Raw genomic sequence first — 15,060 nt, 5'->3', positions numbered from 1 at the left:
CCAGTACAAACGTTGCAACCAACAAAAAAGACCGACGCTAGCGCCGGCCTTTTTTGTTGGTTATGCGGCCCTCGCAGGGGCTGCAGGTTCAGTGAATGAGCTGCGCAGCCAGTAGAGCAGTAAGGCAAAAACAGCCCCGCTGGTATCGGCCAGCATATCTTTCTGAGCGTCCCAGATGTCACCTTGGCTACCCAAGAAAGCGGCACCGGCGTCGCCCCCGGCCGTCTCAGCGTACACCCATTCGATTAGTTCGTACGCCATGGCTACCGTACCAATTACGCAGAGCGGAAACAGGTAAGCCACCACCCGATTGCGAATAACCTGGTATCGGTCGATAAGCTCTATAATGGCAAACGCGTAAAAACCGACGCTAAAGTGAGCTACTCGGTCGTACATGTTGCGCTTAAAGCCGAATAGATTATTGAACCAGGCAAACGGTACTTTCTCGAAGGTATAATGGCCGCCTATGGTATGCATAAACAACAGCACGCTCATCAAGAGGTACGCTAAGTTAGAGAACCGGACTCCACGTGCGTACAGCACTGCCAAAGCAGCGGTAATGGCTACAATCGGCAGATTTTCGGCAACCCAGGTGCCACGTTCAGCCGGATTAATAGCCAGCACGATGAACAAAATCACGTAGGCAAGTAGTAAAAGCTTAGGAAACCAGTGTGGGGGAGGAGTAAGCAGAGTAGAAGAAGGCATAGGAAAAAGATAAGGTCGAGCTTGGCGTCAATACGAATATTTTCCCGCTTCGCCGATTAATCAGCGAAAAAGTGGCGTAGGCTATGGGTATGGCCAAGGCCTGGTAGTAGACGAGTGCTTTTCAAGAGTCGCGCGCGGATGGTACGTAAGCATGGTGCCAGCCAACTACAGACCAATTTTATAGCGTCGGCTGCTGAAACCATGTAGTTTTGCTTTCTACCCTCCACTAACTCCCCGCTATGAAGTTCATTTCCCGCGCTACGGCGCTCTGCTGGCTGCTAATTTGCTTGTTGACCCCAGTATTGCACGCTGCCAAAGCTCCTAAAAAAAGCAAGAAGGATCAGGTCGTCACCATCAGCACTTCGCAGGGTGATATCAAGCTGATTCTATTCGACGAGACGCCCCAGCATAAGGCCAACTTTCTGAAGCTGGCCCAAAGTGGTTTCTACACTGGTACTACCTTCCACCGCATCATCCAGAACTTCATGATTCAGGGCGGCGACGGCAATTCCAAAGATTCCGATCCGAGCAACGACGGTATGGGCCCCCAGAATGACAAAACTATTCCGGCTGAAATTCGTCCCGAGTTCTCGCACAAATTTGGCGCGGTAGCCGCCGCTCGTCAGGGCGATATGGTGAATCCGACCAAAGCCAGCAGTAGCTCCCAGTTCTATATTGTGCAGAACCACAGCGGCACGCCCCACTTGAACGGTGGATACACCGTATTTGGCCAGGTAATCAGTGGTTTGGATGTTATTGATAAAATAGCTGCCCAACCCAAAGATGAGCGCGACCGGCCAATCACCGACATCAAAATGACTGTGAAAGTGGAAAAGCTGAAAAAGAAGAAGATTACCGAACTCTACAGCTACAAATACGAGTAGCATGAGCAAACGCATTTTAGTGACCGGCTCTAACGGCTTGCTGGGACAAAAGCTGGTAGAACTGCTGCCCCAGCAGACGGGAGTAGAGCTTATTGCCACTTCCCGCGGCCCGAACAAGTTGGCAGAGCTTTATCCGCAGGTGCGCTTTGTGCCGCTGGATGTAACTGACCGTACCCAAGTAGAGCAGGTCTTGGCTGCTGAGCGCCCTACCCACCTCGTGCACACTGCCGCCATGACCAACGTGGATGAGTGCGAGTTAAACCAAGAGGCGTGTTGGGCGCAAAATGTGACAGCTGTCGAGAATTTGGTAGCAACCTGCGTGCAGCTGGGTATCCACCTGACCCACGTCAGCACCGACTTCATCTTCAGTGGCGAAGAAGGGCCTTTGTCAGAAGAGGCCACGCCGGCCCCCGTCAATTTCTATGGGCAAAGCAAGCTGGCGGCCGAGCAGGTGGTGCAAGCCAGTACCGGCGCCTGGGCCATTGTCCGTACCGTGCTGGTCTATGGCACCGCCCACGACTACGGTCGGACCAATATCGTCCTGTGGGTGCGCGACTCGCTTCGGGCCGGTAAGCCTATTAAGGTGGTCAACGACCAATTTCGGACGCCTACCCTGGCCGAAGATCTGGCCCTGGGCTGTTGGTTGGTAGCCAAGCATGATGCAACCGGTATTTTCCACATCAGTAGCAGTGAAATGCTGACACCGTATCAAATGGCGCTTCAGGTTGCCGACTACTTTAAGCTGGACAAGACGTTGATAACAAGGGTAGACAACAGCAGCTTTTCGCAGCCGGCCAAGCGCCCGGCCCGTACCGGCTTCATCATCAGCAAGGCTCAGCAGCAGTTAGGCTATCAGCCCCATAGCTTTCAGGAAGGTATTGCTGTTCTAGCGCGTCAAACAGAAGGCTGAGCCGCAGAAGCACCAGTACCAGAGGCTATAAACGCAAAAAAACCGGTGGCAAAGCCAGCGGTTTTTTTACACACCTATTGCAACAACCTTTAGGTTGTATCGCTGCGAGCAGAGCTGCGATACGCCCTTTTACTTTTATTTTTCGCCAATTTTTGGCGGATTATTCTTACTTTTTTTCTCAGTTTATCTACCTTGATAAGCGCCGTTAGCGTCGTACCAGCAGTAGCAGCGTCATCACCTCTTTGTGATTAAAGACCGACAAGACACTGTGCTAGGATTGAAACTCACAGCACGCTGAGAGGCTGAAGAAAGGGAGCCGCCCACTTGGCTAGCTGTTTCTTATGACAATATTAGGGCAATAACCGAGGCCTGTAAAGGATGATTTGGGTGTAATTGTGACATGGGATTTGAAACCCGTTTTTGTAGCATACTTTGAAGGATTTGGAAGCTGCATGAGCCGATATGGCGGCATTTTGCATAAGTACACAGCTACAGAAGATATTATAACTATTTTCTGAAGTACGGGGGAGGTTATGTAAGAAGACAATATTGCCTCTGTTGTGACGTGGCTGCAGAGCTTATCCCTACTCTTGCTGAGATGAAAATGTTATTTGTCGCAGAGCTAGCATCGTAAATACGATGCAGGTGCTGGGAAACACAATCAGCCACCATGCTGTCGGATCAAGACGGGCTGTAGCTAGTATGCGTCCCCAACTAGCAGTTTGTGGGGGTAAGCCTACGCCTAGAAAGGAAAGAGTTGTTTCAATACCGATAAGGGCTGCTACCCCAAGGGGAAGCGTGACCTTGATACTATTCCATATGCTTGGTAAAGCATGTCCGATAATAATTCGCCAGTTGGGAAGGCCCAGTGTATAGGCAGCCTCAATGTATGACAAGTGACGAATGCGTTGCATCGTCGCGCGGGCTATTTGTGCCGTCACTGGCCAGTAAGTCAGGGTTAGGACGATGAGTAGGGCCAACTGAGATGGTTCTTGTACAGCTGCTAGAGCCAAGACGAGTATAAGCCGGGGGATAGCCGTCAGAAAGGCAATGAGCAGCAAGACCAACTTATCAACGGGAACCGGCCAGGTAGCGGCGTACTTGTTTCTAGTGGCCAACCACAGGGCCAGCCCGCCTAATACTGCCAGCCCCAGCCACCATACCAGCTCAGGAGTCGGTAGGGAAATGCAACTGGCTCCGGCTCCAAGAATCACTAGCCAGCCGGTTACCACCGCTGGAACGCGTAGGCGGGAATTGCCCCAATAGCCCGCCATGCTACCTAAAAACGTGCCCAGCAGGGCTGCCGACAGGGCGGCTGGTACACTTGTTAGAAGAGTAGTACGAGCTCCAAAAATAAGCCCGGCTAGAATGTCTCTCCCCGCTAAGTCAGTGCCTAGCCAGTGGGAAGGCGTGAGAGGCGGCTGCGTAATAGCACGCAAGTCGGGTGCATCCGGTGCAGGTAAGGGTAACATCGTGGCACTAGTGCCCGCAGCGACTAGTGCCATCAGCCATAGAATTGCCAACCACCGTTGCCACAAACGTCTTGTTTCTGGCCGCCTCATGCCTCAAGCTTGATTCGCGGGTCGGCCTGATAGTAAAGCCAATCGGCCAGAATTTGTGCTAGTAACCGCACTAAAGCAATGAGTACTACGCCGCTGAGCACCACGGGAAAGTCGCGCGCTGCTGCCGACTCTGCTATCAAACGTCCCATACCGGGAAGTGCGAATATCAATTCTACTACCACTGCTCCTGCTACCAAAGCCGGTAATAAATCTGTCAAGTACGTAATAGCGGGTAACAGCGCATTCCGCAGGGCATGACGGCGAATCACTAAGCTGGGACGTACTCCTTTCGCCCGCGCCGTCAGAATGTAGTCAGCCTTTAACTCTTGCTGAAGCGCGTTGTGCCACTGCACCACAAAAGAAGGCAGACTAACCAGGACTAGGCTGAAAAGCGGCAATACCGAGTGGTACAGGGAACTTAGCAACTGATAAAGCCCAGTAGTACTATTTTCCGGTCTTGCTAACCCATAAGCTGGAAACCAGTCCAAAAAATCAGGGTTTGCTAGCAGGAGTAGCAACAGCAGGGCCACCACAAAAAGCGGCAATGTCTGTAAAAAGTGCAGCGCAGTTACGACCACTGGGCGTATGGAACGATAGTGCGCCAGCAGCAAGGTAAGCCCCCAGCCGGCTCCGGCTATGGTAATAAAAGCCCCTATTGTTAAGGGAAGGGTGCAGGTCAGCGCCCGGCTTACCAGCGTCGTTACGGGTTGATTGTCCCGAAAAGAACGTCCCAAATCCCCACGTAGCAATCCGCACAACCATACATGGTACTGGTTGTGTACCCCATTCCAACGCCAACGCCACGCCACGCCCCCTGAAGCCGGTGTGGCCCGGGACGATACGTAAAACAAAGGCAAGTCCAGGCCCCGACGCTTGCGCAAGGCGTATTCTGCCAGTCGGTTTTGGGTTGGAGTCGTGACATGAACAGCTAAGTTTCCTGCTAATGAGCCGTCTGCTTCTGTCGGCTGATTGGTTAGCCCTCGGCTAAGCAAGAAAATAACAGACAGAATTACCCACGCGGCGGGCAGCGCATGCGCTAAGCGGGAAATCAAAAAGCCCCGCATGCGTTACTGAACAGGAGCTGACTTGGTCTGAATAGCAGTAGCCGAGTAGCCCGGTCGCAAGCCCGATACCTGCAAATTGGTGAGCCGACTGCTAGCGGCTAAGCGGGAGCGAAGAAAGAAAAGTACCGTCAGAGGCTTTTCTTCGTGCAGGATCCGCTGCAAGCGCCGGAGTAACTGCGCTTGACGCCTTGGCTGTTCCTCGGCTGCTATGGCTTCAATTAGCTGGTCGCTGGCAGCTGTGCCAAAGCCCGTATAGTTGCCCGAACCAATGCTTTGTGTGTGCAGAATAGGGGCAAAGTTGTATACAAATGGATTACCGGTTATGGTAAACAGATACATATCTACGGTGCCCGATCGTAACCTGTCCCAAAATACAGAAGACTCCAGGGGCTGGGGCTGCACCGGAATACCAAGTTTACTGCCTGCAGTGCGCAGTTGCAGCGCTATAGTTTCAAATGCGGGGTCAGTAGTTCGGTAACTTAGGGTCAGTGCCAATTTCTGTACCTGCCCGTCAGTACTACGACGGGACCAGCCGCCGCTGGGTTGGCGTTGCCAGCCCGCCTGACGCAGCAGAGCCGTGGCAGCCGTCGGATTATAGGCAGGGAGGGGTAAGCTGTCATTGTATAGCGGCCCCAATTTAGGGCTTATCAAGCCCGCACTTGGGTAAGCCATACCAAGTTGAGTAGCTTCTATAAGTGCTGGTACATCAAACAAAAGCGACAAGGCCTGACGGGTCAGCTTGTCCCGTACAATAGCCTGCTTGGTATTAAAACAAGCCGTTATCATTTTGTATGAATCGGCAGTATAGAAGCTCAGAGCAGGTTGGTTTGTTGAGTCCTGCCGCAGGTGCTGAAATTCCCGCGCGGGCATCATCGGGTACACATCAATATCACCACGACGCAGAGCCAGCACCGCAGTGGCTACATCCGGAATAATTTGGTAGTCCAATTTCTGGGGATATGCCTGCAATGGAAGAAATTCGGAACGCAGCGCATCGGCCCACCAGGTGGGTTTTCGCTTAAAGGTGAGGTAGCGGCCGGGTTCCCAAGCCTCAAGCACGTAAGGTCCGCAGCCGGGCAACCGCTCGGGGTGATGGTCAAGCTGGGCTTGTTTGTAACGAGTTACGAATGCCTTGATGGCGGGTGTATGTCGGTCACCGGCCGTATCAGCGCGCAGCGAGGCCAGTGAGAAAGGGCGTAGTTGCCCCTGGGGATCTAGTGGATATTCAGGTAAAATAATATAATCGCCGGAAGACCACTTGTATTCGGGTGAGCGGCCTGCGCAGATCAGCGTGAAACGCCGAGGATCCTGAGCGTCAAGCTGAATGTCCTTAATAAAGCCCCATTGAGATTGATTAGACTCAATCGGCAGGCCTGGACAGTTCATCACCTTAAGCGTAAAAGCCACGTCCTGAGCTAAGACGGGCTTACCATTGTCCCAAACTGCTTCACGCCGTATGCGGTATGTAAGCAGAGTTAGGGAGTCTTTTAGCTGTACGCTTGGCAGTGCTTCGGCCAAGCAAGGCGTGAACTGCTGCTTGCTTGGGTCGACAAACAGAAGGCTTGAATACAGTAAATTTGCGGCTTCAAGCGCGTTTTCGTTCGGTAGGATGAGCGGATCCAGATTCTCAGGGTCTCGCTCCCACCGAATTCGAATAGGAGAGGCTGACTTTTGCTGGGGAGATGAGCAAGCGCCTAAGACGCTGCTCATCACAACCAGAAAACCAAATAAAAGCTGCTTCATGAAGAGGTTACTGCGCCGAATGAGTGCCGGGCAAGTTAACTAACATTCTACAGGAAGCCGAACGCTACAATGCTAGAGTACGGGAGTCTTAGTCACCACCCCAGCCGCCACCGCCTTGCTGGTTTTCGGTTGGAACAACAACAACGGGAGTATCGCTGGTGGTAGACTTTGATTCGGGCTGCTCGGGAGAAGAAGTAAAGCTAGCGAGTTGAAGCAGGGCAATTGCGATGAGTTCTAACATGGCGCTTTATGAGGTTGGGTCGTTCGAAGGGTTTGAATGACACAAAGTTGCTTTACATCCGGGCTGGCTGAAAGGAAAGATATCGTGTAAAAGTGACTTGGATAATACAGATATAAACGAAGGAAAATTTGCTCATACAGGCATATTAAGGCGTTGATAGGGTGAATTGCAACCCGTTCAGAGTGGAAAAGTGCCAATAGACCTTTCAAATTGTGACTTTCTCATCTTGGTCTATGCAGATGTCCTCAAGTACAAAGGTGTAGAAGGCGGCCCAAAGTAATAAAGGAAATATTTGGATTATTTGTGACGTGATTTCTGTTCCTTTTTCCATCTTGCAATAGCAATCAGGACGGCTCCAAAGCCATTTATACTATGGAAAAGCTTAGCAATCTTGCTAGAATTGTGACAGACCGTCGCGTGAAAGAATCACCGTTATTTGATTTTTCAGCTAAAAAGTCCTCTAACAAAGATCTGAAGCTCATCCGGCTCTTGGAGGAGGAGCCAGATAGCACTCAACTGCAACTGACTAAAGCCCTGTATGGCAAAGTCTCGACAGCTAGCAACACGTCTTTTCGTAAGCTTAAGTCGCGCGTGCAGCAGAAACTACTGAATCACTTATACTTTCTGGAGCAGTCGGACCCGCGGTACTTGGTATCAAGAAGATACGAATTACAGTGCATAGGGTTATACCACCAAGTCACTATTCTATATCGGGAAGGCGAGTACATGCTAGCCGAGCAACTCCTGCGCAAATGCCTGCGCCAAGCTTTGGAAGGCGAGTTTACGGAGTATGCTGTAATGGCCACGCGCTTATTGTGTAAGCTTTACGTGGATCTGCGGCAACCCGCCCGCTACCGGGCTGTTAGTAAACAGCTCAAGCAACTGCAGCACCTTATGGCACTGGAAGATGATGCTGGGCAGATATACCTGAGTAGTAAAATGGCGCAAGCACATACCGTTCGAACCCGGCGGGCTTTGTTGAATGAGCTGCCAGGGTACTTAGCTCAGTTGCAGCAGCTACACGATAAAGCGCAAAGCTATACTACATTCAACTACCTGTATCTGACCCAACTGACGTTGCTGGAGTTTACTGGCAATTACGAAGAAATTATCAAAATCACGACGTCGACTGAGAAGCTGTGGACGAAGGGAAAAATAAACCGTCGCAGGTTCGATAGCCGGTTTAATAACTACATGTCGGCCTATGCTTATTTGCACAATAAGCAGGCTGCAAAGGGGCTACAACTGTCGGAAGACTACCTGAAAGATTTTCATCCTTCCTCAGGTAACTGGTTTTTCTTTATGGAAAACTATGTGCTTTTGGCCTTGCATGCGGGCCAGTACAGCCAAGCGCAGCAACTACTGGAAATGGCGCACAAGAACCCGTATTTCCGCAAACAGCGCGCCGCAGCCCGGCAGCGCTGGGACCTTTATAAGGCCTATATATACTTCCTGCAGCCCGAGAACTCGCCTCTTACGCTACGGCACTTCAACCAATTTGTGCAAACAGTTCCTGACTATAGTCGCGATAAGCAGGGGTATAATGTCGCAATTTTAATTCTGCAGTATCTCAACTTCTTACGGCGGCAGGATGTAGAGAACCTGCTGGCACGTTTAGAAAGCCTGCGTAAGTATGAACAACGGCATTTAAGGGAATCTGCAACATTACGAAGCCAACTGTTTTTCCGGCTACTAGTGCTGACTGTAAAGGAAAATTTCGATCCGGAAGTTTGCCAGAAAAAGGGCCAGCCTCTGCTTAATCGTCTGCATGAGGCTCCACAGCCCGGAGAAGCCTACGCGGAAATCGAAATCATTCCCTACGAGGCCTTGTGGGGACTCACGCTAGATATTCTGCGGGCCAATATGGCGGAAAATAAAGCCGTTGAGCAAGCCCAGCGGGCCCGAGTTGGCTAACGGTTAAGGACGGCGGGAGGAAGTGCTGGCGTGAGTTGCCGAATTCACTTTCTTGGTCGTTGGAAGCGGCGCCGTCTTAGCGTTGGGCTGGGCCTCAGGCTTGTTGACAGGTAAAACTGGAACACTGGCGGCGGGCGTTGGTGCAGCAGCCGTAACAGGAGCTAGGGCTGGAGCTTTTAAGGCCATGAAGCGCTGGAACTGAGCATCCGTTAGTACAGCTTTCAGTTTCTCAGCGTAGTCTTGCTCTACCACCACCATTTTGCTTTGCAGCAGGGCTGGGTCAATGCTATACATCTGCTTAAGCTCATTTTCCTGCACCAAACGATCATAGGTTAGGTTCTTAACCTTGGTTGTGCGGGCGTCATCAAGGGCAATCTGTTGGGCCAGTTTGCGGGTATTTTCAACCGCCTGCATACGCAGGTTTGGCGCTTGTTGAGCTTGAGCAACTGAACCGCTCAAAGCGGCTGCAAGAAGGCAGAAGAAGAAATATTTCTTCATGTGAGGATGAGCGGGTAGGGCAGAATACAATATGAATGGCACAAATAAACAAAATGATATTGATATAATGCAGTATGTTGACAATAATATTGGAATTTGTGTAGAAATAATATGGCAGCTCGTGCGTAGTTTGTTCTTTGGGGTATTCAGATGATAGGCGCAGATATTCTAACCCGTATTGGCTTTAAACACGACAAGCGGTAGCGCCTCGTTTTGGAGGCGCTACCGCTTGTCGGAATAGCTTAGGCAGTAGATGCAGCTACCAGCTGCCTTCAGCTTGAATATTCTGGCTCAGGGCTAAAACTTATTCAGGCGCTGCAATACGTCCCGCAGATAGGTTTGCCCAATGGGAATTTGTTTGTTTTCGATAGTAATGGTGTTGTCTTCGATAGCCTGCACCCGTTTGAGATTAACAATAAACGAGCGGTGGGCCCGCACGAAAACAGATGTTGGAAATTTTTCTTCCACAGCTTTCATAGTGCTATAAACGATGAGCTTGCTATGGGGCATTACAATGTGCACATAGTCGCCGAGGGCCTCGACGTAGCAGACGTCGTTGAAAAGCACTTTGACTAGCTTCGTATCAACCTTTACAAAGGTAAAATCAGGATCGGTGCTGGTCGCAACTGCATTGGTCGTCGCCGTTGCCGTGCTGGCATCGGTTTCGGAGAGTTCAAGGGCCTTTTGTGCGGCTTTAAGAAAGCGGGCATAGCTGATGGGTTTCACCAGGTAATCAACTACATCGTGCTCAAAAGCTTCGACGGCGTAGTGCTTGCTGCTGGTAATCAGGATTACCATGGGCGGGTTTTGGAGTGTACTCAGCAAGTCGAGGCCAGACATCAACGGCATCTCGACGTCCAAGAATAATAGGTCAACGGGTTGGTTGCGTAGTACTTCCGCGGCGGCCAAGGCGCTGTCAAAACTGCCTACTGTAGTTAGAAAAGGAGTATTGTTGATACAATTAATAACGATTTGAACTGATAGAGGATCGTCGTCGACGACAAGGCAACGCAGAGGGGAAGGAGGTGTTGACATAACGCCAAAGGTATAAGAAGACTTGAGAAGTCAAATACTCGTCTGCACTGGCGTTTTATTTGGGCTGAAAACGGTCTAACCGGTGCTGTAGATAGGGGTACAAAGCCGCGAGTTGCTGGCCAATCTTTTCAACCCTATGGAGGGGCAGGGCGGAGTCGGAAACAGTAGACGGCCGCTCCAGCTTCTCGAGGTGGTACTCCATGGCCGGAACCCCAAAATACACCACCTGTCCTTTAAGCTTATGCGCAAGACGCGCCAGGGCAAGCTCCTCTCCTGCGGTGCAGGCGGCAACTAGCTGCTGGTAGAGCAGTGGGGTTTGTTCTAAAAACGTAGTAACGAGTTGGGCAATGAATGATTCATTGCCCGCGGCCAGCTCCTCCAACAACGTCCAATCGGGTTGGATAATAATTTCTGGTTCTGTAGCTGGCTCAGGCGTAGACGAGCCTGCTTGGCTGGGCTGAGCGGATTTCGTTGACCGCTGAGTCGTATAGTGCACCAGGTTCGCGTGCAGCAGAGCTGGGTCAAACGGCTTGGCCAAGGTAGTGTTCATACCCGCTTGGAGAGCCTGAGCTTGGTCTTGAGCAGAGGCCGAAGCCGTTAGGCCGATGATGGGTAGCAACTGCAGGTGCGAATGGCTACGAAGCCGGCGGGTAGCTTCGTAGCCATCCATTTCAGGCATCTGAATGTCCATCAAGACCACATCAAAAGGCTGCGCGATGACAAGCTCCACGGCCTGACGACCGTTATCGGCCAGGGTTGCTTCCACATTCCAGTCTTCCAGGGCCCGGCATACTACCAGCTGATTCAGCTCATTGTCGTCGACAACGAGCACGCGCAGAGCGGGCTCGAACGGGGGCAGATGGGGAATGGAAGCGGGCATGTAAGCAAACGGACAGCAAAGACAAACGGCATTACTTACCTGTTACTTTAAACTCGGTGCGCCGGTTTAGCTGACGCCCTCCTTTGGTAGTATTTGTTGCTACTGGCTGGGTGTCACCGTACCCCGCATACGTCAGCCGGCCTTTGTCAATTCCCTTGGTTACCAGATAGTCCACTACTGCTTTGGCGCGGCGGTTAGACAAGTCTTTGTTGTACTCCGCTTTGCCAACGTTGTCGGTGTGGCCGGAAATTTCCAGGCGCAGGGCCGGGGTTTCCACCAGCAGCTTCTGCAGGCGCTCTAGCTCGGCGGTGCTTTCCTTGCGCAAGGTGGCTTTATCGAAATCAAAGAAGATGTTGTTTAACACGACTTTCACGCCGACATCCAGCTTCTTCAACGCTATGTCTTTTACGACCTCTGAATAGGCTGCTCCCGCGGGCAAATCGAAGTTTTCGGAGTGAAACAAGTAGCCTTCTTGGCGCACGACGATACCGTAGTTGATGCCTGAAGGCAGCGAAACCAGGTAGCGGCCCGACTGGGCATTAGCCCGGAAGGAGGCAATCAGCTCGTTGCGCGAGTTGTCGACCACGTCGATAGTAGCCTCCAGAGGCTGCTTAGAGGCTGCGTCGGTGACGACTCCCTTTAGAATCGTAACCTGGGCCGTTGCTATCGGAACCGGCGGAGCCAGGGAAGCTTCTTTCACCGGTTGGGCACGGGAGGCCAAAAGCTGGTCTTCCTGCGACAATACCGGTGGCTTTTCGGCACCCAGAAAAGTAATCTGATAAATGTCCTTGCTGCCCAGGCCGTCGTCGCGGAAGGACGAATAGTAGCCGTGGCGGCCCGAAGCCGAAGTCACGAAGAACACGTCGTCATCGGGCGTGTTGATGGGCCAGCCCAAGTTTTCGGGCTCACTCCATTTGCCATTCTCAAACACCGATTTGAAGATGTCGTAGCCGCCCATGGAATTATGACCCTCCGAGCTGAAGTACATCGTTTTACCATCGGGGTGCAGAAACACGCCTTCCTCGCCGTAGGGCGTGTTGATGGTCGAGCCCAGGTTGATGGCCGGGCCGCGACCCTCAATTTCAACCTTGTAGATGTCGCGGCTACCCAACCCGCCTTGTTTGTCGCTCACGAAGTACAGGCTGCGCCCATCGGGCGTGTAAGCCGCCGACGACTCGTGGTACTTGCTGTTGATGCGCGGGCCCATTTTCTCCGGCTTTTTCCAGGCCGCGCCGCGCAGCTCGGCTTCCTGTAAGTCGCCGCCATTGTCTTCCACATACACCAGCATGCGCTGGCCATCGGGAGCTAGGCCCACCGTGGCATCATGCCCTTCATTATTTACGGGTTTGCCCAGGTTGCGGGCGGCCGACCATCCCGAGGAGGTGCGGGTGCTCTGGTAAATGTCCTCGAAAAAGCCGCCAGTTTCCGGGTCCCGCTCTTTGCCCGTCGAGTTGTCGCGCCGGGAGGTGAACAGAATAACGGATTCGTCGGCCGAAATAACGGCGCCGTAGTCGGCGTAAGGCGAGTTGATGGCCGCCCCAATGTTGTCGATGAACACCCGGGAAGGCTTTTTCTCCAGCTTCAGGCCGTTTTCACACTCTTTAATCTTCTTGCTGATGGCCGCCAGGAACTGCGTTGAATTTTTGCCGGCCACAGCCGGTTGAGCCGCTTTATACTCGGCAATAGCCTCGGTCCATTTGGCATTCAGGTGCAGGCCTTGACCCAGCAAGTAGTGAATGCGCGGGTCGATGTCGGCATTGAGCTGGTAGGCTTTCTGCAGGTAGGGCAGGGCCCGGGGCTTGAAGCCCGAGTGCAGATAACAGTCGCCGATGCGCAGGTTGAGGCGGGCGTTGCTGGGGTTAAACTTCTGCGCCTCGAGGTAGTGGGGAAGGGCCTGCTCGTAGCGGGGCGGGTCCATATCGTACCACTCGTCGCCGGTCCGAACTTCTTTTTGGGCTTCTTTCAACCCGTCTTTGTTGGACTTGAAATTGTCTTTGTCAAACTCCACGTTTTGAGCAACTGTGACCTGGGCCAGCAGCAGTAGAGCTATGAGCAGAATTCTAGACATGGTACTTGCTAGCAGAAGAGAAGAGGGAAGGAAGCAGAAGAGAACAGGCTAGTCGCCGCCGCAGCCGGAATTAGCTGCGTAGCTGGTGCCGGTTTCCAGGCCCAGCTCGGCCGCTTTCCGCCAATCCTGGCAGGCGCCATCGGCGTCGCGCAGCATTTCGCGGGCGTGGCCCCGGTTCATGTAGGCTTCGGCATACTGCGCGTTCAGGGCAATGGCTTTAGCGGCATCAGCCGCGGCACTCTTGTAATCTTCCAGCTTGAGGTAGGCCGCGGCGCGGTTATTCCAGGCAAAGGCGTAGCTACCGTCTAATTCAATAGCCTTAGTGAAGTCTTCCACGGCTCCTTTGTAGTCGCCGGCCTCGTAGCGCGTACTGCCCCGGTTGGTGAAGGCCGTGGCGTTGTCCTGCTTTTTACTCAGGTAGGTGTTATAATCGGCCAGGGCGCCTTTCAAGTCGTTGTCCCGGCGCTTGGCGGCGGCCCGGTTGAGCAGGGCCGGCATAAAGTCGGGCTGCAGGCTCAGCGCTTTAGAGTAATCCTGGACGGCCGCATCGAAGTTGCCAAGCTTGCGCTCCGCACTGGCCCGGTCGTGGTAGGCATAGGCGTAGTTGGGGTCAACTTTGATGGCCTGGTCGAAATCGGCTTTGGCTTCCTTAAATTCGCCTTTCTCGAAACGCAAAGCCCCGCGGTAGTACCAGGAGGGTGCGTAGTCAGGCTTGATTTCGGCCGCTTTGCCGTAATCCGCCTCCGCTTCAGTCTTCTGGCCCAGCGCTTCCTGCGCCTGGGCCCGGCCGAAGTAGTTGCTGAAGCCCGTCGTTTCCAGCTTGATGGCCTGGTCGTAGTCCTGCACGGCCTGCTGGTACTCCTTGAGCTCGTAGCGGGTCGTGGCCCGGTTGTAGAAGGCCTTGGCAAAATCTGGGCGTAGCGTCAGGGCTCGGTCGAAGTCCTGAATAGCGGCCCGGTAGTTTTTGCTGTTGAACTTCGAAACCCCGCTGTTATACAGTTTTTCGGCCTGCTGAGCCGGGGGCAAGGTAGACGCACGAACGGTATCTACCTGGGCCTGCACTGCCGTAGCCGACAAACATAAGCTACTGGCAAAAAGTAAGAATTTCTGCATAATGTCTGGTCTAGTCGACTGGCAGGTTAAATGTACTTTTATTTACCCTAACGCGGCAACGCCGTCATTTCTTTCTTGGAAAATGTAATTCTGACGTTACCTGAGTCTAATTGTCAGGTACCGGACTTTGCTTCCGATTCGATATCAGGCTGAGCCTTTACCAGCTGCATCCATTCATCGGGAAGAGGGCCGGTAGCCACACTGCGGCCGGCGCGGCGGTACCAATAAGCGGCATTGGCTAGGTCGGCTTCCTGGCGGTGCAGGTAGGCGTGCAGCCAGTTGTGCATGGGGTCGTAGTCGTGGTCTTGAGCCACGGTGTGGGCCAGGTCCCATTCCTGCCGCCCGGCGTGCCAGAGCCCGCGCAATACCGACGACAGGCCCGCAGGGGGCTGCGTGGCCGACAGACTGGCTACGAAGTTTTCGTACGTCATACCAACAAATAT

At 52.9% G+C, this 15,060-nt stretch carries 14 protein-coding genes; 3 read left to right on the top strand and 11 right to left on the bottom strand.

Annotated elements, in window-relative coordinates; all coding sequences use genetic code 11:
* Nucleotides 1-60: 60 nt before the first annotated feature.
* A complete protein-coding gene (locus E5K02_RS11395) occupies nucleotides 61-705 on the bottom strand; it encodes a DUF2238 domain-containing protein (RefSeq protein ID WP_135394937.1) in 645 nt (214 codons plus the stop codon).
* A gap of 239 nt (nucleotides 706-944) precedes the next feature.
* On the opposite strand from E5K02_RS11395, the gene E5K02_RS11390 reads away from it, so the two are divergent.
* On the top strand, nucleotides 945-1,589 hold the full coding sequence (locus E5K02_RS11390) for a peptidylprolyl isomerase (protein WP_135394936.1): 645 nt from the start codon (nucleotides 945-947) through the stop codon (nucleotides 1,587-1,589).
* A gap of 1 nt (nucleotide 1,590) precedes the next feature.
* Entirely contained in the window at nucleotides 1,591-2,499 is a 909-nt protein-coding gene (locus tag E5K02_RS11385) for an SDR family oxidoreductase (protein WP_135394935.1), read from the top strand.
* A gap of 584 nt (nucleotides 2,500-3,083) precedes the next feature.
* Here the strand turns inward: E5K02_RS11385 and E5K02_RS26250 are convergent.
* The 4 genes from E5K02_RS26250 to E5K02_RS25545 form a co-directional block, all read right to left on the bottom strand.
* Entirely contained in the window at nucleotides 3,084-3,773 is a 690-nt protein-coding gene (locus E5K02_RS26250) for an ABC transporter permease (RefSeq protein ID WP_394346419.1), read from the bottom strand.
* Between the two features lie 284 nt (nucleotides 3,774-4,057).
* Nucleotides 4,058-4,795 (bottom strand): ABC transporter permease, encoded by a 738-nt coding sequence (locus E5K02_RS11375; RefSeq protein ID WP_167856374.1) that lies wholly within the window; start codon nucleotides 4,793-4,795, stop codon nucleotides 4,058-4,060.
* 333 nt (nucleotides 4,796-5,128) lie between these two features.
* Nucleotides 5,129-6,868 (bottom strand): ABC transporter substrate-binding protein, encoded by a 1,740-nt coding sequence (locus E5K02_RS11370; RefSeq protein ID WP_135394932.1) that lies wholly within the window; start codon nucleotides 6,866-6,868, stop codon nucleotides 5,129-5,131.
* An 88-nt stretch (nucleotides 6,869-6,956) separates the two neighbouring features.
* On the bottom strand, nucleotides 6,957-7,109 hold the full coding sequence (locus E5K02_RS25545; RefSeq protein ID WP_167856373.1) for a hypothetical protein: 153 nt from the start codon (nucleotides 7,107-7,109) through the stop codon (nucleotides 6,957-6,959).
* A 372-nt stretch (nucleotides 7,110-7,481) separates the two neighbouring features.
* On the opposite strand from E5K02_RS25545, the gene E5K02_RS11365 reads away from it, so the two are divergent.
* Nucleotides 7,482-9,023, top strand: a complete 1,542-nt coding sequence (locus E5K02_RS11365; RefSeq protein ID WP_135394931.1) for a hypothetical protein — start codon at nucleotides 7,482-7,484, stop codon at nucleotides 9,021-9,023.
* Nucleotides 9,024-9,026: 3 nt separating this feature from the next.
* Here E5K02_RS11365 and E5K02_RS11360 read toward each other — a convergent pair whose 3' ends face one another.
* From E5K02_RS11360 to E5K02_RS11335, 6 genes are all read right to left on the bottom strand, one after another.
* Nucleotides 9,027-9,521, bottom strand: a complete 495-nt coding sequence (locus tag E5K02_RS11360; protein ID WP_135394930.1) for a hypothetical protein — start codon at nucleotides 9,519-9,521, stop codon at nucleotides 9,027-9,029.
* Between the two features lie 297 nt (nucleotides 9,522-9,818).
* The gene (locus E5K02_RS11355; RefSeq protein WP_135394929.1) at nucleotides 9,819-10,556 is read right to left on the bottom strand and encodes a LytR/AlgR family response regulator transcription factor; all 738 of its coding nucleotides are present in this window, start codon (nucleotides 10,554-10,556) and stop codon (nucleotides 9,819-9,821) included.
* A gap of 55 nt (nucleotides 10,557-10,611) precedes the next feature.
* Nucleotides 10,612-11,436, bottom strand: coding sequence for a response regulator (locus E5K02_RS11350; RefSeq protein ID WP_135394928.1), 825 nt, complete (start codon nucleotides 11,434-11,436; stop codon nucleotides 10,612-10,614).
* 31 nt (nucleotides 11,437-11,467) lie between these two features.
* Nucleotides 11,468-13,504, bottom strand: coding sequence for an OmpA family protein (locus E5K02_RS11345; protein ID WP_135394927.1), 2,037 nt, complete (start codon nucleotides 13,502-13,504; stop codon nucleotides 11,468-11,470).
* Between the two features lie 48 nt (nucleotides 13,505-13,552).
* A complete protein-coding gene (locus tag E5K02_RS11340) occupies nucleotides 13,553-14,617 on the bottom strand; it encodes a tetratricopeptide repeat protein (RefSeq protein ID WP_135394926.1) in 1,065 nt (354 codons plus the stop codon).
* A 113-nt stretch (nucleotides 14,618-14,730) separates the two neighbouring features.
* Nucleotides 14,731-15,048 (bottom strand): hypothetical protein, encoded by a 318-nt coding sequence (locus E5K02_RS11335; protein ID WP_135394925.1) that lies wholly within the window; start codon nucleotides 15,046-15,048, stop codon nucleotides 14,731-14,733.
* Nucleotides 15,049-15,060 lie beyond the last annotated feature (12 nt).

This window comes from Hymenobacter metallicola (assembly GCF_004745645.1).
Taxonomy (GTDB): Bacteria; Bacteroidota; Bacteroidia; order Cytophagales; family Hymenobacteraceae; genus Hymenobacter; species Hymenobacter metallicola.
This window is presented reverse-complemented; position numbering and strand designations above follow the sequence as displayed.